20 protein-coding genes are annotated in these 19,060 nt (G+C 72.8%); 18 read left to right on the top strand and 2 right to left on the bottom strand.

Annotated elements, in window-relative coordinates; all coding sequences use genetic code 11:
• Positions 1 to 117: 117 nt before the first annotated feature.
• The 18 genes from ACH35V_RS28880 (at position 118) to ACH35V_RS28795 (ending at position 17,808) form a co-directional block, all read left to right on the top strand.
• Entirely contained in the window at positions 118 to 1,122 is a 1,005-nt protein-coding gene (locus tag ACH35V_RS28880; RefSeq protein WP_395976905.1) for a class I SAM-dependent methyltransferase, read from the top strand.
• A gap of 14 nt (positions 1,123 to 1,136) precedes the next feature.
• Complete coding sequence (locus ACH35V_RS28875) at positions 1,137 to 1,421, top strand: hypothetical protein (RefSeq protein ID WP_395976903.1); 285 nt, start codon at positions 1,137 to 1,139, stop codon at positions 1,419 to 1,421.
• Positions 1,418 to 2,143, top strand: a complete 726-nt coding sequence (locus ACH35V_RS28870) for a hypothetical protein (RefSeq protein WP_395976901.1) — start codon at positions 1,418 to 1,420, stop codon at positions 2,141 to 2,143. Before ACH35V_RS28875 ends, ACH35V_RS28870 begins: the two co-directional genes overlap by 4 nt.
• The gene (locus tag ACH35V_RS28865) at positions 2,140 to 3,348 is read left to right on the top strand and encodes an FAD-dependent oxidoreductase (RefSeq protein WP_395976899.1); all 1,209 of its coding nucleotides are present in this window, start codon (positions 2,140 to 2,142) and stop codon (positions 3,346 to 3,348) included. The genes ACH35V_RS28870 and ACH35V_RS28865 overlap by 4 nt, the downstream gene beginning before the upstream one ends.
• Positions 3,345 to 4,766, top strand: coding sequence for an aldehyde dehydrogenase family protein (locus ACH35V_RS28860; RefSeq protein ID WP_395976897.1), 1,422 nt, complete (start codon positions 3,345 to 3,347; stop codon positions 4,764 to 4,766). Before ACH35V_RS28865 ends, ACH35V_RS28860 begins: the two co-directional genes overlap by 4 nt.
• Before the next feature lies 1 nt (position 4,767).
• Entirely contained in the window at positions 4,768 to 6,249 is a 1,482-nt protein-coding gene (locus ACH35V_RS28855) for an aldehyde dehydrogenase family protein (RefSeq protein WP_395976895.1), read from the top strand.
• A 5-nt stretch (positions 6,250 to 6,254) separates the two neighbouring features.
• Positions 6,255 to 7,082 (top strand): IclR family transcriptional regulator, encoded by an 828-nt coding sequence (locus ACH35V_RS28850; RefSeq protein ID WP_395976893.1) that lies wholly within the window; start codon positions 6,255 to 6,257, stop codon positions 7,080 to 7,082.
• A complete protein-coding gene (locus ACH35V_RS28845) occupies positions 7,079 to 7,876 on the top strand; it encodes a VOC family protein (protein ID WP_395976891.1) in 798 nt (265 codons plus the stop codon). Before ACH35V_RS28850 ends, ACH35V_RS28845 begins: the two co-directional genes overlap by 4 nt.
• Positions 7,877 to 8,075: 199 nt before the next feature.
• Positions 8,076 to 9,590 (top strand): ABC transporter substrate-binding protein, encoded by a 1,515-nt coding sequence (locus tag ACH35V_RS28840; RefSeq protein ID WP_395976889.1) that lies wholly within the window; start codon positions 8,076 to 8,078, stop codon positions 9,588 to 9,590.
• Positions 9,587 to 10,594 (top strand): ABC transporter permease, encoded by a 1,008-nt coding sequence (locus tag ACH35V_RS28835; protein WP_395976887.1) that lies wholly within the window; start codon positions 9,587 to 9,589, stop codon positions 10,592 to 10,594. Before ACH35V_RS28840 ends, ACH35V_RS28835 begins: the two co-directional genes overlap by 4 nt.
• Positions 10,591 to 11,478, top strand: a complete 888-nt coding sequence (locus ACH35V_RS28830) for an ABC transporter permease (RefSeq protein ID WP_395976885.1) — start codon at positions 10,591 to 10,593, stop codon at positions 11,476 to 11,478. Before ACH35V_RS28835 ends, ACH35V_RS28830 begins: the two co-directional genes overlap by 4 nt.
• On the top strand, positions 11,475 to 12,461 hold the full coding sequence (locus tag ACH35V_RS28825) for an ABC transporter ATP-binding protein (RefSeq protein ID WP_395976883.1): 987 nt from the start codon (positions 11,475 to 11,477) through the stop codon (positions 12,459 to 12,461). Before ACH35V_RS28830 ends, ACH35V_RS28825 begins: the two co-directional genes overlap by 4 nt.
• Positions 12,454 to 13,458, top strand: coding sequence for an ABC transporter ATP-binding protein (locus ACH35V_RS28820; RefSeq protein WP_395976881.1), 1,005 nt, complete (start codon positions 12,454 to 12,456; stop codon positions 13,456 to 13,458). Before ACH35V_RS28825 ends, ACH35V_RS28820 begins: the two co-directional genes overlap by 8 nt.
• Positions 13,455 to 14,474 carry a class I SAM-dependent methyltransferase gene (locus ACH35V_RS28815; protein WP_395976879.1) on the top strand — a complete coding sequence of 340 codons (1,020 nt, stop codon included), beginning with the start codon at positions 13,455 to 13,457 and terminating at the stop codon, positions 14,472 to 14,474. The genes ACH35V_RS28820 and ACH35V_RS28815 overlap by 4 nt, the downstream gene beginning before the upstream one ends.
• Positions 14,467 to 14,736, top strand: coding sequence for a hypothetical protein (locus ACH35V_RS28810; protein WP_395976877.1), 270 nt, complete (start codon positions 14,467 to 14,469; stop codon positions 14,734 to 14,736). Before ACH35V_RS28815 ends, ACH35V_RS28810 begins: the two co-directional genes overlap by 8 nt.
• Before the next feature lie 2 nt (positions 14,737 to 14,738).
• On the top strand, positions 14,739 to 15,587 hold the full coding sequence (locus tag ACH35V_RS28805; RefSeq protein ID WP_395976875.1) for a cupin domain-containing protein: 849 nt from the start codon (positions 14,739 to 14,741) through the stop codon (positions 15,585 to 15,587).
• A complete protein-coding gene (locus tag ACH35V_RS28800; RefSeq protein ID WP_395976873.1) occupies positions 15,587 to 16,381 on the top strand; it encodes an alpha/beta fold hydrolase in 795 nt (264 codons plus the stop codon). The genes ACH35V_RS28805 and ACH35V_RS28800 overlap by 1 nt, the downstream gene beginning before the upstream one ends.
• Positions 16,378 to 17,808, top strand: coding sequence for an FAD-dependent oxidoreductase (locus ACH35V_RS28795; protein ID WP_395976871.1), 1,431 nt, complete (start codon positions 16,378 to 16,380; stop codon positions 17,806 to 17,808). Before ACH35V_RS28800 ends, ACH35V_RS28795 begins: the two co-directional genes overlap by 4 nt.
• Here the strand turns inward: ACH35V_RS28795 and ACH35V_RS28790 are convergent.
• Positions 17,757 to 18,338, bottom strand: a complete 582-nt coding sequence (locus ACH35V_RS28790; RefSeq protein ID WP_395976869.1) for a ferritin-like domain-containing protein — start codon at positions 18,336 to 18,338, stop codon at positions 17,757 to 17,759. The genes ACH35V_RS28795 and ACH35V_RS28790 overlap by 52 nt on opposite strands.
• Positions 18,339 to 18,372: 34 nt before the next feature.
• Positions 18,373 to 19,026 carry an MIP/aquaporin family protein gene (locus ACH35V_RS28785; protein WP_395976867.1) on the bottom strand — a complete coding sequence of 218 codons (654 nt, stop codon included), beginning with the start codon at positions 19,024 to 19,026 and terminating at the stop codon, positions 18,373 to 18,375.
• Positions 19,027 to 19,060: the final 34 nt, after the last annotated feature.

The following is a 19,060-nucleotide window of genomic DNA, read 5'->3' as shown; positions in this document are numbered from 1 at the left end:
ATCGTGGAACACATGTTCCGCTGAGCGGACCACACCGGATGGAGGGGTCGGTCCATGGGTCCAGGGTCAGGTCCGAGTGAGGCGGCGCCGCGCGGGCGGCTCGGCACGATGACGGCGATGCCGGAGTTCGACGACGAGAGCCACCTCGACTTCGTCGAGGGGCTGCGCCGCTTCACGCTGACGGAGATCAACCCCGTGGCGGCCGGGGCGGTCCGGGACCGGGTCGCCGAACGGCGTCCGGAGAACCTGGACGACCTGCGCGCCGCCGCCGAGTCCGTGCCGCTGGTCGGCCTGCGGAACCGGCTGCTGCGCTCCACCCAGGACATGAACTGGGCGCGGGTGACGGCCGCCTACGAACGGCTGCGCCCCGCGCTGGAGGCCGAGCTGGACGCCGCCGCCGGACGCGGCCCCGGCCGTCTCGAACTCGCCGACGACTGGGAGCACCCGGCCTACTCCGCCGACGTCCACTTCCACCGCCAGCCCGGCGGCTACCACGACGAGCCGCTCGCCGGGTACGTCTACCACTACGGGACGAAGGTCTTCCACCTCGGGACCAACGACCGCGACGAGGCCAAGATCGCCCGCGCCCGCGCGGTGCCCGGCCCCGCCGACGGGTCCGTGACGCGCGTCCTGGACATCGCCTGCTCGATCGGGGCCATGACCGTGGCGTTCAAGGACCGCTGGCCGGACGCGGAGGTGTGGGGCGTCGACTCCGCCGCGCCGCTGCTGCGGTACGCGCACGCGCGCGCCGTCCGGCTCGGCGCCGACGTCGTCTTCGCCCAGCGGCTGGCCGAGGACCTGCGCCTCCCCGACGGCTCCTTCGACGTCGCCTACCTCCGCACGATCCTGCACGAGGTCCCCTGGGAGATCGCGCTGCGCGCGGTCGCGGAGGCGCGGCGCGTGCTGCGGCCGGGCGGCGTCCTCGTCGTCCACGAGATGCGCCAGCCCGACGACCCGCCCGAGCCGTGGGCGACCTACGACCGCGACTTCGACACCCGCTTCAACGGCGAGCCGTTCGCGTTCCGGTTCGTCCACGGCGGGATCGGCGCCGAACTGGAGCGGCTGTTCTCAGCCGTGGAGTTCGCCAACGGCCGGACCGCGACGTGGGTGTGCACGGCATGACCCAGGAGCACGGCATGACCCAGGAGACGGAAACCTGGCGGGTGGACGGCCCGCAGCCGCTCGGCCACTTCGTCGGCGAGGGCGTCAACGACCAGCTCATGCACATCAGCGTCCAGCTCGCCGCCGAGCTGTGGGTGACGCGGCGCCGCCTGGCCGCGCTGGAGTCCCAGCTCGTGGCCGGTGGCCTGGTCGAGTCGCCTGACACCCTCCAGCCGGACGACGGCGCCGCTGACCGTGCCGCCGAGCGGGCGGAGCGGGACGCCTTCATCCGGCGCGTCTTCGGCGGACTGACCGCGTGACGGTCCGCGTCGGGATCGTGGTGCCGTCCGCGAACCCCACCGTCGAGCCCGAGACCCGGCGGCTGCTGCCGCCGGGCGTCCTCCCGTACGTCGCGCGGATGGCGGCGCCGCGCGGCCTTGACCTGCGCGCCCGCCTCGGCTGGTACCGGGACAACGCCGGGGAGGCGATCGAGACCCTGTCGGGGCTGGACCTGGCGGCCGTGCTCGTCGCCTGCACCGGCGCGACCTACCGCCTCGGTCCGGACGGCGACCGGCGGTGGTCGGACGCGCTCGCGCAGCGGTCCGGCGTCCCCGTCGTCACCTCGGCGGGCGGCCTGGTCCAGGCGTTGCACACCGCCGCCGTCGACCGCGTGTCAGTCGTTTCGCCGTACCCGTCCTGGCTCACCGACGAGTGCGCGGAGTTCTGGCGTGCCGCCGGGATAAAGGTGGACGTGCACGAAATCAAAGGCGGCCGTTCCATTTACACCACCGGCGCCGACGACGTCCGCGACGCGGTGCGGGCCGCCCTGGATTCCGACACGGCCGGGCCGGGGCATGCCGTCGTGGTCGCGGGGACCGGCGCCGCCAGCCTCGATGTGCTGGACGAGTTGACCCCCTCCAGCTCCCTGCTGCTGTCGTCCAATCTCGCCGGGACGTGGGCGCTGCTGCACACGGCGGACGCGTCGTCCGCGCTGACATTCGCGACCGGGGCGCTCGCCCGGCTGACCGAGGAGGCCGGATGACCGCGCCCGTGATCGTCGTCGGGGCGGGGCCGGTCGGGCTGGCCGCCGCGCTCGCGCTGGCCGCCGAGCAGGTGCCGGTCACCGTGCTGGAGGCCGAGCGGGCCGGGGTCGGCAAGGAATGGCGCGGCTCGACGCTGCATCCGCCGACGCTGGCGCTGCTCGACCGGATCGGCGCCGCCGCCGACGCCATCGCGCACGGCGTCCGCGTGGACCGGCTCCAGTTCCGCGACCTGCGACTGCCCGACCGCGCGACCTTCTCTTACAGCGTGCTGGAGGGCCGGACGCGGTTCCCGTTCCGCGTCCAGTACGAGCAGTACAAGCTGCTGCGGCTGCTGCGCGAGCTGGCCGACGCGTCCCCGCATGTGGACCTGCGCCACGAGCAACGCGTCATCGGGCTGACCGGCGCGGACGACGACGCGGCGGACGCGACCGTGACGCTGGCCGACGGCACGCGCCTGACCGCGCCGTACGTCGTCGCCGCCGATGGTGCGCACAGCGCGCTTCGCAAGCTCGCCGGCATCGATTTCCCCGGCGACACTTACCCGTCGCAGAGCCTGGTCGCCGCAACGCCGTTCCCCTTCGAGGACGTCGTGGACGACCTGGGCCCCATCTCCTATTGGAGCGGTCCCAACGGACGCTTGTCCCTCATCCGCACCCCGGACGTGTGGCGCGTCGCGACCAGCACCACGGTCGACGCCGCCGCGTCCGCGGACGGAACGCAGGAGACCCATCCCGAACTGGCCGCCGCCCTCGACCTGCTCGTCGGGGACCGGAGCTGGGCCGCGAGCCCGCTCCAGCAGCACCAGCTGTACCGCAGCCACCAGCGGGTGGCCGACCGGTTCCGCGCCGGACGCCTGCTGCTGGCGGGCGACGCCGCCCATCTGTCGAGCACGACCGGCGGGATGGGGCTGAACTCCGGCGTCCACGACGCGTTCGACCTCGCCGCCCGGCTCGGCCCGGCGCTGCGGGCGGGCGGCGACGGCGAGGCAGAGGCGGGCGCGTACGCCGCCGCCCGCCGGGACGCCGCCGTCCGCGTTGTCCAGCCCGCGACCCGGACCGTCCGCGCGGGCGTCGACGCGACCGACCGGGACGCCCGCCTCGCGCGCCTCCGGGACCTGGCCGCGACCGCCGCCGATCCGGCTGCGGCCACGCGCCATTTGAGCGCCATGAGCATGCTCGACGCAGTTGAAGGAGCGAGCCGTTGACCGCCGTCCTGTCGCCCATCACGGGCGAGCTGATCGAGGACGTTCCCGCCACGACGCCGAACGGTCTCGACGCCGTCCTGCGCGCGGCCGAGGACGCCGCGCCGCGCTGGCGGGACGTCCCGGCGTCCGAGCGGGGGCGGCTGCTGGTGGAGATCGGCCGCCGGATGCGGGCGCGTGCCGCCGAGATCGCCGAGCTGGAGACGCTGAACACCGGCAAGCTGCCCGCCGACACGCGCCGCGAGGCCGAGCGGGCGGCCGCGTGCTTCGAGTACTACGGCGGCTGGGCGGACAAGGCGCACGGGACGGTGGTGCCGGTCCCGGGCCCGTTCCACACCTACACGACGCGTGAGCCGTACGGGGTCGTCGCGGGCATCATCCCGTGGAACGTCCCGTACTTCTTCGCCGCGAAGAAGATCGCGCCCGCGCTGGCGTTCGGGAACGCCGTCGTCCTCAAGCCCGCCGCCGAGACCCCGCTGACCGCGCTGACGCTCGGCCGGATCGTCGCCGAGGTCCTCGCGGAGGCGGGGCATCCGGAGGGTGTCGCGCAGGTCGTCCACGGCGACGGCGACCTCGGCCGCGCGCTCGTCGAGGACCCGCGCGTCCGGTTGGTGGTGTTCACCGGCTCGGACGCCACCGGCGCCCGGGTCGGCGCCACGGCGGCCGCGCATTTCGCCCCGTCCGCGCTCGAACTGGGCGGCAAGTCCCCGCAGCTCGTCTTCGCCGACGCCGACCTGGACGCCGCCGCGGACGGGATCGTGGAGGGCTTCACCGGGTCGTGCGGGCAGATGTGCATCGCCGGATCGCGCCTGTACGTGCAGCGCGAGGCGTTCCCCGACGTCCTGGACCGCGTCGCGCGGCGCGTCGAGAAGCTGCGCGTCGGGGATCCGCGCGTGCCGGGCGTCCAGGTCGGGCCGCAGGTCACCGCCGCCCAGGCCGCCAAGACCCGCGCGTTCGTCGGCGACGGCGCCGCGCGCGGCGGGCACATCGTCGCCCAGGCCGCGACGCCCGGCGAACCCGGGCTGGCGGGCGGCAACTGGGTCGCGCCGACCGTCTTCAGCGGCGTCGCCGCCGGGGACCCGCTGCTCACCGAGGAGGTCTTCGGGCCGGTGCTGTGCGCCGAGCCGTTCGACGGCGAGGACGACGCCGTCCGCCTCGCCCACGACACCCGGTTCGGGCTCGGCGCGGGCGTCTGGACCGGCGACCCGGGCCGCGCCCACCGCCTCGCGGGCGCGCTCCGCGTCGGGACGGTCTGGGTGAACACCTACCGCGTCCTGTCCGACCTGGTGCCGTTCGGCGGGGTCGGCGCGTCCGGGTACGGGCGCGAGGGCGGGACCGACGCCGTCCACCTCTACACCTGGACCAAGAGCGTGTGGCTCTCCACCTCGCCCGGCGTGCCCGCCGGTTACCGGAAGGACTGAGATGCGTCCCGCACTCGCGCCCGAGATCGCGCACCGCGACGGCGTCTTCGTGGACGGGAAGGTCGTCCCGGCAGCGTCCCGCGCGGTGGTCGAGGTCGTGTCGCCGTCCGACGGGACGGTCGTCGGGAGCGTCCCGGACGGGTCCGCCGCCGACGTGGACGCGGCCGTCGCATCGGCCCGCGCCGCCTTCGAGGACCCGCGCGGCTGGCGGACCTGGGAGCCCGCGGACCGCGCCGCCGCGATGGAGCGGCTCGCCGACCTGCTCCAGGAGCGCGACGCCGAGCTGACGGTCCTGCTCGCCCACGAGATCGGGCGCCCGGTCGGCGGCGCGCCCTCCCGCGCGAACCGCGCCTCGGAACTGCTGCGCTACTACGCGGGGATGGCCCGCTCGCTCGTCGTGGACGAGCTGCGCCCGGTGCCCGAACCGCGAGGTCCGGGCAGCGTCCGGCGGTCGCTCGTGCGGCGCGGCCCGCGCGGCGTGACGGCGGCGATCACGCCCTACAACGGGACGCTCCCGATGGGCATGTACAAGATCGGGCCGACCCTCGCTCTAGGCGGTACGGTGGTGCTGAAACCGCCACCTCAGGCACCGCTGGAGGCCTTCCTGTTCGCCGAGTGCGCCGCCGCGGCCGGGCTTCCTCCGGGCGTCGTCAACGTGGTCACCGGAGGGCGCGAGACGGGTGAGGCCCTCGTCGGGCATCCGGGCGTCGACATCGTCGGCTTCACCGGCTCGTCGGAGGCGGGACGGCACATCGCCGCCCGCTGCGCCGAAACGCTCACTCCCGTGGTCCTCGAACTCGGCGGGAAGTCCGCCGCCGTCCTCCTGGACGACGCCGACCTCGACCGCTTCGCCGCGGCGCTCCCCTTCCTCGCCTACACCTTCAGCGGGCAGAACTGCTTCATCCAGAGCCGCGTCATCGTCCCGCGCGAACTGCTCGCGGAGGTCGCCGACCGCGTCGCGGCGGTGTCGGAGTCGCTGCCGGTCGGCGACCCGTTCGACCCCGCGACCCGGCTCGGCCCGCTCATCTCGGCCGCGCACCGCGACCGCGTCGAGGGGCTGATCGCGTCGGGCGTGGCCGAGGGCGCGCGGCTGGTGTCCGGCGGCGAGCGTCCACCCGATCTGGACGCCGGGTTCTACCTGACGCCCGCCGTGCTCACCGACGCGCGCAGCGGCATGCGGATCTGCCAGGAGGAGGTCTTCGGGCCCGTGGTGACGCTCATCCCGGCCTCGGACGAGGACGAGGCCGTCGCCATCGCGAACGACACCGAGTACGGCCTGGCCGGTTCGGTGTGGAGCGCCGACGAGTCCCGCGCCCTCGCCGTGGCGGCGCGCCTGGACACCGGAACGGTCGGCGTCAACGGGTTCGGCTTCAACACCGCCGCGCCGTTCGCGGGACGCCGGTCGAGCGGGCTCGGCACGGAACTCGGGCCCGAGGGGTTCGAGGCGTATGTCCAGTACCAGAGCTTCCACATGGTGGGGTGAACGGGATGTCCACTGTGCGCGTGAACGACGGCGCCGGCAGCGCCGAACCGGTCAAGGGGCAGACGGTCACGGGGATCGACAGGGTTCTCGACATCCTGATCTTCCTCGGCGAGGCGGAGCAGCCCACGCTCGGCGTGACCGAGATCGCCGAAGGGCTCGGGCTGTCGAAGGCGGTCGTGCACCGCGGCCTGACGAGCTGCCGGGCCAAGGGCTTCATCACGTTCCATCCGTCGACGCGCCGGTACAGCCTCGGCCCGCGGATCGTCAGCCTGGCGCTCGGCTACCTCGACCGCATCGACATCCGCGCCGAGGCGCGTCCGGTCCTGACGCGGCTGTCGCAGGAGACCCAGGAGACGGCGACGCTCTCCACCCGGTCGGGCTGGCACCGCGTCTACGTCGACCAGGTCACCCCCGACCGCGACGTGAAGATGATGGTGCAGCTCGGCGCGGCGTTCCCGCTGCACGCGGGCGCGTCGTCCAAGGCGTTCCTGGCGTTCCTGGATCCCGCCGAACGCGAGCAGTATCTGGCGTCGCAGCCGATGAGCAAGCTGACCGGCAACACCATCACCCAGCCGCCCACGCTGCGCGACGAGCTGGCGCACATCGCGGAGGTCGGCTACGCGATCTCCTACGGCGAGCGAGATCCGAGCGCGGGCTCGGTGGCCGCGCCGGTGTTCGGCCCCACCGGGGCGCCGCTCGCCGTGATCTCGATCGCCGGACCGCTGGAACGGTTCCGCGGTGAGGTCGAACGGCTGGTGGAGCTGCTGCAGCAGGCCGCCGCGACCCTGACCGAACGGGTCGGCGGACGGGCCGACGGCGCGCCCTCGGAATGATCGCGTCCGTCACCGTCGTCACCGCCGACCTGGACGCCGCCGTCTCCGCGTACCGGGACGGCGTCGGGCTGGAGCCGGGCGCTGAGCACCGGACGTCCGGCGCCCCGCTGCCCGAGCTGGACGGCCGCCGCTCGGTCGTGCTGTCCGGCACCGGCACGGGCGGCGTGGTCCACGTCGTGGAGCTTCCGGGAGCGCGGGTGCCCGAGCCGCTCACGACGTTCGGGTGGGCCGCCGCCGAGATCCTCGTGGCCGACGCGGACGAGGCGACCGAGCGGGCCCGTGACGCAGGGTTGCGCGTGCTGGCCGAGCCGCGTCCGGTCGGGGCGGGCGGTGGGCTGCGGGCGGTGCAGGTCGCGGGCCCGGCCGGGGAGGCGCTCTATCTGACGCAGGTCGACCGTGCCCCGGAGGGATTCAGCTTGCCGCGCCCGCGCGGGCCGGTGGGCCCGGTGTTCATCGCCGTGCTCGCGGCGGAGGATCTGGAGACGGCGCGCGGCGCGCTGGAGGCCCGGCTGCCCGCACGGCGGGTGACGGACCATCCCCTGCCGGTGCGGGCGCTGAACGCGCAGCTCGGCCGTCCTGCGGGGACGCTGCACCGCGTCAGCACGCTCCAGCTTCCGGACCGCTGCGCCGTGGAGGTCGATCAGTACCCCGCGGACGACCCGGCCGTCCGGGCCGTCCGGGCCCGAAGATCGCCGTACGACGGCGGGATCGTCGCCGTCACGTTGCGCGGGGACGGGCCGAAGAGAACATGGACCGTTCCCGGCGCGGGCGGCGCGCTGATCGCGTGCACCTGATCCGCCCGCGCCACGGCTCGGCGTAATTCGGCTCCGTTACCTGCATGTTTCTTCTTTTCGACCCCTTGACACTGTGGCGGACGTCAATCTACCGTTCCACTGAGCGATTTTATTGTTCCGTTCAGTGGAACAAATGGAGGGCCTGGTGGGCAGAAGCATTGCAGTACGGGGCGGTATGGCAGTGCGAGGCGGTCTTGCAGTGCGGGGCGGCATGGCCCTCGTCCTGGGAATGGCGGCGCTCAGCGCGTGCGGCGGCTCCGGAACGGCCGGCGCGCAGACGCTGAAGATCGGCGTCGACTCGCTTCCGGCGTCCCAGGGCAACCCGTTCAACTCCGCGGTCTCCCCCGGGATCTACACCTACGCCGCGATCTACGACCCGCTGACGTTCGTGGACGACACCGGCCAGGTGAAACCGTGGCTGGCGACCGAATGGAAGAACACCTCCGACACGACGTGGAGCTTCACGCTCCGCGACGGCGTCGAGTTCTCCAACGGCGAGAAGCTGACGGCCCAGGGCGTCGCGGACGTCGTCAACTTCCTGAAGCAGAACCCCGAGGCCAAGCGGTCGGTCGTGTCCAACGACCTGGCGACGGTCAAGTCCGCCAAGGCGGCGGACGCGAAGACGGTCGAGATCACCACGGCCGTCCCGGACCCGGTGCTGCCGAACAAGGTGACCGAGCTGATGATCCCGGCGCCGAAGGCCCTCGCGGCGGGCGGCGTGAAGGGCATCGCCGCGAAGCCGGTCGGGACGGGACCGTTCCAGGTCAAGAACTGGGGCGGCAACAAGATCAGCCTCACCGCGTTCGAGAAGTCCTGGCGGGCGCCGAAGGAGGCAGGCCTGGAGATCCAGGCGATGCAGGACCCCGCCTCCCGGCTGCAGGCCCTGCAGTCCGGTCAGGTGGACCTCATCACCGGCGTCTCGCCCGACCAGGTCGACCAGATGAAGGGGTCGATCCAGGCGGAGGTCAACCCGGGCAACCAGGTCATGTCGCTGGCGTTCCGCACCGTCAAGGGCAAGGACCCGGTCGACTCGCCGCTCACCGACAAGAAGGTCCGGCAGGCCCTCAACTACGCGGTGAACAAGCAGGCGATCACCGACAACCTGCTGCTCGGCAAGGCCAAGCCGGTCGGCCAGGGCCCGACGGAGAAGGTGCGCGGCCACAACCCGGACGTGCAGGCGTACCCGCACGACCCCGCCAAGGCCAAGGCGCTGCTGGGCCAGGCCGGGCACCCGAAGGGCTTCGCGATGAGCGCGGACGTCGTCGTCGGGGCCTTCCCCGGTGACGCCGACATCTACCAGTCGGTCAAGCAGGACCTCGCCAAGGTCGGCGTCAACCTCACGCTCAACCAGATGACGTTCCCGACGTGGCTGCAGAACTACACGGGCAACACCTGGAAGACCCAGGCGTTCGGCCTGTCGTGGAACGCGCTGCCCACCATGGACGCGGGCCGGGCAATGACCAACTTCACCTGCCTGCGCCCGTCGACGTTCTTCTGCGACAAGCCGACCGCCGACCACCTGTCCGCCGCCCTCACCGACATGGACGGGCAGAAGCGCGACGAGCAGCTCCGCAAGGTCGTCGCCGAGATGCACGACAACCCGCCGGCGCTGTTCCTGGTGCACCAGATCACGATCGTCGGCAAGTCCTCATCCCTTGAGGGCGCCAAGGACAACAACCGCTTCTTCCGCTACGACCAGATGGCCAAGAAGTGACGGACACGGCACCCGTCCCGGCCGCCGCGGGCACCGCCGCGGCGGCCGGGGCTCCGGTCCGCAAAGGGGGACGGGCCGGCAGCCTGGCCCGGATGCTCGCGTCCCGGCTGGCCCAGCTCGTGGTGCTGCTGTTCGCGGTGTCGACACTGCTGTTCTTCCTGCTGCGGCTCACCGGCGACCCGGCGACGACGCTGGCCGGGCAGGACGCCACCCCGGACCAGGTGGCGGCCGTCCGGGAGCAGTACGGCCTGGACGAGCCGCTCGTCCAGCAGTACGCGACGTTCATCGTCCGCGCCGCCCAGCTCGACTTCGGCACGTCCGTCCAGTCCGGCGCGGACGCGCTCACCGAGGTGCTGAACCGGCTCCCCGCCACGCTGCAGCTCGCGATGCTGGCGGTGCTGCTCAACATGCTGATCGCGATCCCGCTCGGCGCGTGGATCGGCGCGCGTCCCGACGGCCGCGCCCAGTCGGCGGCGTCCGGGCTCGTCTTCATCGGCCAGGGCATGCCCGGCTACGTCGTCGGGCTCGTGCTCATCCAGATCTTCGCCGTCCAGCTCGGGCTGCTGCCGAGCATCGGCAACGCGACGGCCTCGGCGGCGATCCTGCCCGCGGTGTCGCTGGCGGCGTTCCTCGTCCCGCGGCTGACCCGCGTCGTGTCGGCCAACGTCGCCGAGACCATGGACGAGGACTTCGTCCGGACGGCCCGCGCCGCCGGGGCGTCCAGGCGCACCGTCATCCTCCGGCACGTGCTGCCGAACGCCCTGCTCGGCGCCGCCGCGCTCGTCGGCACCCAGCTCGCGATCCTGGTCTCCGGCGCGCTGATCATCGAGGTCATCTTCGCGTGGCCGGGGCTCGGCGCGCTGATGATCGACTCGGTGCGGCAGCTCGACTTCCCGATCGTGCAGGCCGCCGTGTTCACGATCGCGGGCCTGGTGTTCCTGACGAACACGGCCACCGACGCGCTGCTCGGCGTCCTCGACCCGCGGCTGCGGGGGCGGCGATGACGGCGGTGCGGGAGGAGGCCCCGCGCGGGCTCGTGCGGCGCCGGCTCGTCCCCCGGCGGCCGGGCGCGGAGTCGGCGCGGCTGATCGCGGGCCTCGGCATCGCGGTCGTGCTCGTCGGCGGGACGCTCGTCGCACTGCTGTTCGGCGGCATCACCGACGTGAAGACCGGCGTCGAGTCGCGGCTGCTGTCCCCCGGCGAGGACGGCCACCTGCTCGGCACCGACGGCGTCGGCCGCGACCTGCTGACCTGGACGATCGCCGGCTTCGGCTGGACGGCGTCGGTCGCCGCGACCGCCGCGTGCATCGTCACCGTCATCGGCCTGACGCTCGGCGTCCTCGCCGGGTCGACCACCGGGTACGTCCAGGCCGCGATCTCCCGCGTCATCGACGTGTGCCTGTCGCTGCCCTACCTCGTCATCGCCGTCGCGGCGATGGCGGCGGTCGGCCGCGGGTTCCTGCCGCTGTCGATCACCCTCGGCGTGGTGGGCTGGCCCATCTTCGCCCGCGTGATCTACGCCGAGACGCGCGGCCTGATGCAGCGCGAGTACGTCCGCGCGGCGCGGCTCCTCGGCGTGACGCGGCCCCGCATCCTGCTCGCGCACGTCCTGCCGGGACTGCGGCACACGATCATGGTGATGTGGGCGTTCGTGTTCGCCGACCTGCTGGTCGCCGAGAGCGGGCTGTCCTTCCTCGGCATCGGCGCGCCGCTCGGCTCGCCGTCGCTCGGCAACATGCTGTCCGAGGGACGCCAGCACCTGGTCGGGTCGCCGCTGCTGGTGCTCGTGCCCGCCGCCGTCATCGTCCTGGCCGTGACCGCCGCCAACCTCGTCGGCGACGGCATGGCCGCCCGCAGCAGGGCGCGGCTGAAGCAGGTGGGCCCGTGACAGCCGCGCCCGTCGAACCGAGAGAGCAGACGATGGACAAGGCCCTGCTCGACGTGGACGGCCTGTCGGTCGTCCACGACGGCGGCACCCGGATCGTCCAGGACGTGTCGTTCCGCCTCGGACGCGGCGAGATCCTCGGGCTCGTCGGCGAGTCCGGGTCGGGCAAGTCCCTCACCGCGCTCAGCCTGATCGGGCTGCTGCCGCCGGGCCTGACGCGGACCGGGACCGTCCGGCTCGGCGGCGAGGACCTCACCGGACGCTCCGAGAAGCAGCTGGAGCGCGTCCGCGGGTCGGAGATCGGCATGGTGTTCCAGGACCCCATGACCGGGCTGAACCCGGTGCGCCGGATCGGGTCGGTGCTGGTGGAGACGATCCTGCGGCACCAGGACGTGTCCCGGTCCGCCGCGCGCGAGAAGGCCGTCGAGGCGCTCGCCGCGGTGGGCATCCCCTCGCCGGGCGACCGCGTCCGGGCGTATCCGCACCAGCTGTCGGGCGGGCTGCGGCAGCGCGCGATGATCGCGCTGGCGCTGATCAACGAGCCGTCGGTCATCCTCGCCGACGAGCCGACCACCGCGCTCGACACCACCATCCAGGCGCAGATCACGCAGCTCATGCGGGACCAGATCCAGGCGCGCGGCGCGTCGATGATCCTGATCACGCACGATCTCGGCGTCGCCGCCGAGCTGTGCGACCGCGTCGCGGTCATGTACGCCGGAGGCGTCGTGGAGGAGGGGCCGACCCGCGAGCTGCTGCGCCACCCGCGCCACCCCTACACGGCGGCGCTGCTGGCGGCGGCGCCGAACTTCGACCGGACGCGGACGCTCGCCGCGATCTCCGGCGCCCCGCCGTCGCCGTTCGCCCGCCCGGACGGCTGCCCCTTCCACCCGCGGTGCGACCGCGCGCAGGACGCCTGCCGCACGGAGGAACCCGTCCTGACCGTGTCCGGTTCGCACCGCCTGGCCTGCTGGAACCCCCATGACTGACGCGCCCGTGGCCGGCAAGGACCGGCGGCCCATCATGGAGATGTCCGGCGTCTCCGTCCGGTTCCCGGTCGGCGGGCGGACGCTCACCGCGGTCGACGACGTCTCGCTCGCGCTGTACCGCGGGCAGACGCTCGCGCTCGTCGGCGAGTCCGGATCGGGCAAGTCCACGGCCGCGACGGCGCTGATGCGCGCCACGTCCCCGCAGACCGGCCGGATCACCTTCGACGGCCGCGACATCACCCACATGCCCGAGCGGCGGCTGCGCCCGCTGCGCCGCCACTTCCAGATGATCCTCCAGGACCCGTACGCCAGCCTCGACCCGCGCATGACCGTCGACCGGATCGTCGCCGAGCCGCTGCACGCCCACGGGTTCGGGACGCGGGAGCAGATCCGCGCCCGCGTCGCGGAGGTCCTCGGCCAGGTCGGGCTCCCGGAGTCGGCCGCCGGACGCTATCCGGCGCAGTTCTCCGGCGGGCAGCGGCAGCGGATCTCGATCGCCCGCGCGCTCGCCGCCCGGCCCTCGGTGATCGTCGCGGACGAGCCCGTGTCCGCCCTCGACGTGTCCATCCAGGCGCAGATCGTCAACCTGCTCGGCGAGGTGCAGAGGACCGACGACCTGGCGTTCCTGCTGATCGCGCACGATCTGTCGCTCGTCCACCACATCTCCGACCGCGTCGTCGTGCTGTACCTCGGGCGCGTGCTGGAGGAGGGCCCGACGACGTCGGTCGTGGCGTCGCCGCAGCACCCGTACACGGCGGCGCTGCTGTCGGCGACGCCGACGACGGACGAGCGGCCCCGGGAGCGGATCGTGCTGTCGGGCGACCCGCCGTCGCCGATCGACCGGCCGTCCGGGTGCGTCTTCCACACCCGGTGCCCGGTCGCGCGGGACGTGTGCGCGACCGACGTGCCGCCGCTGACGGTGTCCGGGGAACGCTCGGTGGCCTGCTTCTTCCCCGGTGAGGTGGATTCCGGACTCGGCCTTGAGGAGGTCCGTTGAACGACGTCGCACGCCAGGCGCGGGTGGAATTCGCGCTCGCGCTCCGGCGGCAGTGGGCGGGGACGCTGTATCCGGCGCTCGTCGGGCAGGCGGGCGCGGACCCGGACCGCGCCGCCGTCCACGCCGCGCCGGTGTACCCGTGGTTCGCGTGGCTGGAGCGGTCCGCGCAGAAGATGCTGTGGCGCGCGGTCGAGGACGCCGTCGACGCGGCCGACGCCGAGGACGACCTGCCCGCGTCCGCGCCCGGCCTGGAGCTGAACCCCGGCCTGCGGTTGCCCGCCTGGTACACCGACGTGGACATCCACATCCAGCCCGGCGGCATCTGGCGCGCCGACCGCGACGCCCTGGTGTACGAGGCGGGCGCCAAGCTCGTGATGCTCGGCGAGAACGACGACTACGCGTTCCACACTTTGTTCACTGACACCGCCGTCCCCGACCGGCCGTACGAGCGGATCGTGGACCTCGGCTGCGGCTTCGGCAAGAGCACCCGCCCGTTCAAGCGGCGCTGGCCGGACGCCGAGGTGATCGGCGTCGACCTGTCCGCGCCGGTGCTGCGGCTGGCCGCGCACCGGACGGCAGGGCTCGGCATCCGGTACGTCCAGGCCGACGCCGCTGACACCGGGCTGCCCGCGGGCTCGGCGGACCTCGTCACCGCGACGATGCTCGTCCACGAACTGCCTCCGCCGGTGGTCGCCGGGGTGCTCGCCGAGGCCGCGCGCGTCCTCGCCCCGGGCGGGGTGCTCCGCGTCCTGGACTTCCACCCGACGGGCGACGCCGTCCGCGACCTCGCGCTGGTCGAGCACGGCGACCGCAACAACGAGCCGTACCTGCCGATGCTGTTCGACACCGACTGCCTCGCCCTGTGCGCGGACGCCGGGCTCGCGGACGCGCGCTGGGTCGCGTTCGACGAGCGCGGCGCCGGGCGGCTGGAGACGACGCGATGGCCCGACCGTGCCGAATGGCACTTCCCGTGGGCCGTCCTGGAAGCACGCAAGCCGGAGGACGCCCGTGTCTGAGATCGAGCCCCTGCCCCCCGCGCCGGAGCTCCGCGCGCTGGGCCCCGCCCAGGTGGACCAGCTCGCCGCCATGGTGTTCGAGCTGGCCGGGCAGCTGCACGAGGAACGCGCGCGGGTGCGCGAGCTGGAGCGGCGGCTGGGCGTGCCGTCCGGCGCCGACCTGGCCGAGGAGCTGAACCGGTCGATCGCGCGGCTGCTCGCCATCGCCGCCGAACGCGACGACGCCCGCGCGCCCCTCCCCGCCGACCGGAAGGGGAGCTGACCGTGGGACGCCCTTTCATCGAGTTCATCCAATCGCAGGCCCTGCCCTGGAAGGACGGCCTCTACGGCCGCAACGACCCCGGAATCGACAGCAAACTGCTCAGCCTGGACGAGGAGAGCGGCGCGTCCAGCCTCCTCGTCCGCTATCCGGCGGGATATGCGCGCGAGGAGGGCGTCCACCACCTGGACGTGGACGAGGAATTCCTCGTCCTGCACGGGACGCTGACCGTCTCCGGCGTCGAATACGGCAAATACTCCTACGGGCATTTCCCCGCCGGGACGAACACGTCCGGGGTCGCGTCCCGGACGGGCGCCGTGGTGCTCGCGTTCTTCTCCGGCGAGCCGCGGCTCCGCGACGGCGAGGCCCCGGCCGGAATGCTCGACGAGCGCCGCCTCGTCACCAAGGTCGACGGGTTCGCCGGGGAGTGGGGCGGCAACTTCCACCCGACGTTCCCGCCCGGCGCGGGCCGCAAGTGGCTGCGCCGCGACCCGGTCGACGGCGAGGAGACGTGGCTGCTCGGCACGATGCCGCTGCGGTCGGGCCGCAAGCCGGAGAAGCACCCGGTCGTGGAGGAGATGTACCTGCTGGCCGGGGAGCTCGCCGGGCCGCTCGGCCTGATGCGCGCGGGCTGCTACTTCTGGCGCCCGCCGGAGGAGTGGCACGGCCCGTTCGGCTCCCCCACCGGCAACCTCATGCTGTTCCGCACCAAGGGCGGCCCGCTCAGCACCGTCTACACCGAGCACGACGTCGACTTCACCTGGACGCCCGAGCACCGCCCGATCCTGCCGCCCGACCTGGCCGCCTACGGCGCCGAGCCCCTCCCGGACCAGCCCGGCTGCCTGTGCTTCTGATGGACGTCCCCCCGGTAGAGCGCCGGCTCGTCCTCACCCCGGAGGGTTACGTCCACCTGCGTACCACCCCCGGCGACGGCCCTGACCTGCTGCTCCTGCACCAGGTGCCCGCGTCCGGACGGCTGTGGCTGCCGGTGATGCGGAGCCTGGCGCCGCTGCCGTGCGTCGCGCCGGACATGCTGAACCTCGGCGAGTCCGACGCCACGTCGCGCCCGCTGAGCCTCGCCGAGCACGCTGGCCTGCTGTGGGACGCCGTCCAGGAGGCGCGTCCCGGGCCGAAGGTCGTCGTCGGCCACCACACCGGCGCGGCGCTGGCGGCGGTCATGGCGGCCGAGCATCCCGGCGACGTCGTCGGCCTCGGGCTCGTCGGGTATCCGGCGTATTTCGACTGGCGGACGAAGCTGTCCAAGTACGAGCGGCTGAATCCGGTGCCCGCCACACCCGAGGGCGTCGCGGACGTGTGGCGCTTCATGGCGCGCGCGTTCACCGAGGACGCCGACCCCGACCTGGTGTTCGACGCCTTCGCCGACCGCGTCCAGGCCGGGCGCGTCTGGTACGAGGGCTACGTGGCCCTGTGGAACGCGGACCTGCGCGCCGTCCTGGCCGGGGCGCGGTCGCCGGGGCGCCCGACGTCCGTCATCGCGCCGGACGCCGACGCGCTGTCGGCGCTGGCCGACGAGGTCGGGCACATCCTCGACGCGCCCGTCACCCGAATTCCAGGCGGGACGTTCGTCCTCACCGAAGACCCCGCCGCGCTCGCGGCCGTATTGCGCGACCTGTGGAGGAGCCTGTGACACCGTCGCACGTCATCGTCGGCGCGGGAGCGGCCGGCATGATGGCCGCGCTCACCGCCGCCGAGCGCGGGGTGCCGGTTCTCGTCCTGGACGCCGCCGACGTGTTGGGCGGGTCGCTGAACATCTCGTCCGGGCAGCTCAGCGCGGCCGGGACGCTGCTCCAGCGGCGGCGCGGCATCATCGACTCGCCGGACGCGCACTACGCCGACATCATGCGCATCAGCGAGAACACCGCCGACCCGACACTCGTACGCCTCGCCGTGGACAACGCCGCCCGGACACTGGACTGGCTGACCGAGAACGGCATGGAGTTCATGCCGGACCACCCCGTCGAAGGGTTCGCACACGAGCCGTACACGGTGGCGCGCTATTACTGGGGCCCCGATTTCGGCCGCTCAATCCTGCAAGTACTGCGAAAGGCATTCGACGCGCAGGTCACCGCGGGCCGCATCACACTGTCGCTGAACACCAGGCTCACCGGGCTAGTCATGTCCGACCGCCGCGTGACGGCCGTGACGGCGACAACTCCCGACGGCGAGCGAACCTACCCGGCATCCTCAGTACTGCTGGCGACCGGCGGCTACAACGCCAACCCCGAGTTGTTCCACGAACTGAGCGGGCACCCGGCCTACGGCGCCAATTCCTACCCGTACAACACCGGCGGCGGATTGCAGGCGGCACGCCGCGCCGGAGCGGCATTGCGCGGCCACGAGAACTACCTGAGTTCCTTCGGCGTGGTGATGGACCGTCCGGGCCTCGGCGCGAAGCTGGAATTCCGCCACATCCACCACCCGCAAGACCGCGCGCCCTGGGAAATCTACGTCAACACCGAGGGCCGCCGTTTCGTGGCCGAGGACGAGCCGAGCGTCAACGCCCGCGAGCACGCCCTTCTCGACCAACCCGAGCTACGCCGCTACGTCGTGTTCGACGCCCGGATCCTGCGCGAATCCCCACCGATGATCACCGGCCGGACGAACGACGAACTGCGGGACCTGTTCGACGTCCACCCGATGTTCACCAGTGCCCCAACACTGGACGACCTCGCCGCAAGAACCGGGCTCCCGCCCACCGCCCTTGCCGAAACCGTCGCCGAATACAACACGACGCTCGACTCCGGAGGCCCCGACCCGCTCGGACGGCGACACCGGCCCGTCCGAATCGAGGAAGGGCCGTTCTACACCATCCGCGTCCAAGGCTCATCGGTGACCAGCACCGTCGGCCTCGCCGTCGACTCCGATCTGCGCGTCCTGGACACCGCAGGCGAACCGTTCACGAACCTCAGCGCCGCCGGTGAACTGCTGGGCTCCGGACAGCTCATGGGCAAATCATTCTGCGGCGGAATGATGGCGACCCCCGCAATGACATTGGGCCTCCTCTACGGCGAGGCATTGTCCGCGGCATCGTTGGATGGCAGCCGAGCCAGGTAAGGAGACCGGCCGCGGAAACCGCGCTGGAAGCGGGGCGGCGGGCCCGTCCCGAGGAACTCGTAGAACCAGGCCTCGTGCTCGCTCTCCTCGAAGAGGATCGCCTGGGCGATGTCGTAGGTGCGATTGTCCCTGTCTTCGGTGAGTTCGCAGAGGCGCGTGTAGAGCCGTGTCCCTCTCCTGCTGGAGTCGATGAGCGCGGCCACCAGCGCGTTCGGATCGTCACCGATATCGCCTGGCAGATTCTCGCCCGCGGGGTCGGTGGCCGCGAAATGGTCGAGGTCGTCCGGTAAGCGGCCCTCCAGTTCGTAGATCCGGGTCACCAGAGCGTCGAAATGGTTCAGGTGCTCGGCACGAACGTCCATGAGCAGTTCTTGCAGCCGCGCGCCCATCAGACTGGCCAATCCGGCGTGCAGGATCGTGCACCGGTAGTGGGCGGCCAGTTTCGCTCTGGCGGCCGTCGTCAGTCTCTGGATCAGGACGTCCACGTCGACACCGGCGCGCTCGACGAGTTCCCGTGCGATTCCGCTCATGCGTCGGTTCCCTTCGCGAGGCGGGGTCCGCGTGTCAGGCCGCGGAGGTCTCCGCTGGGGCGCGGTCCTCGGGGTTGAGGGCCAGGAACGCCGCCGCGGCCAGGGCTCCCCCGGCCAGGTCGGCCAGCAGCCAGATCCAGAGCTTCGACCAGGCGAACATGCCCATCGTCGCCGCGCCGGTGGCGACCGCGGGGTTGAACGCTCCCCCGGAGACGCCGCCCACCGCGAAGGCCCCGGCAGCGACGGTGAATCCGATGGCCAGCCCGTAGAAGCCGTTGTCCGGGTGGTCCCTGCTGGTGGCGACGTTGAGGACGACATAGGCGAGCGCGAGGGTGAACACCGCCTCGGCCAGGAGCGCCGTCCCGAGCGCGCGGCCGGACGGCGACAGCTCCGCGATCTCGCCAGGATCCACCACGTACCGGGCGGCGAGGGCGGCGACGACGCCCGCGATGAGCTGGGCCGTCCAGTAGGCGGCGGCGTCCGTCCAGCGGATCCGGCCGCGCAGGAGCACCGCCAGCGTCACCGCCGGGTTGTAATGGGCGCCGGAGACGTGCCCGCCCGCGTACACCATGACCATCAGCACCGCGCCGATGGCCAGCGGGGCGAACGGAGCCTTCGCCAGGACGGTGCAGCCCACGGTGAAGACCAGGAAGAATGTGCCGATGAACTCCGTGACGTAACTACGCACAATCGACCTCCCAAAGTCTGGGAAATGGCAATTA

The organism is Actinomadura sp. 1N219 (assembly GCF_044326405.1).
GTDB lineage: Bacteria > Actinomycetota > Actinomycetes > Streptosporangiales > Streptosporangiaceae > Spirillospora.
This window is presented reverse-complemented; position numbering and strand designations above follow the sequence as displayed.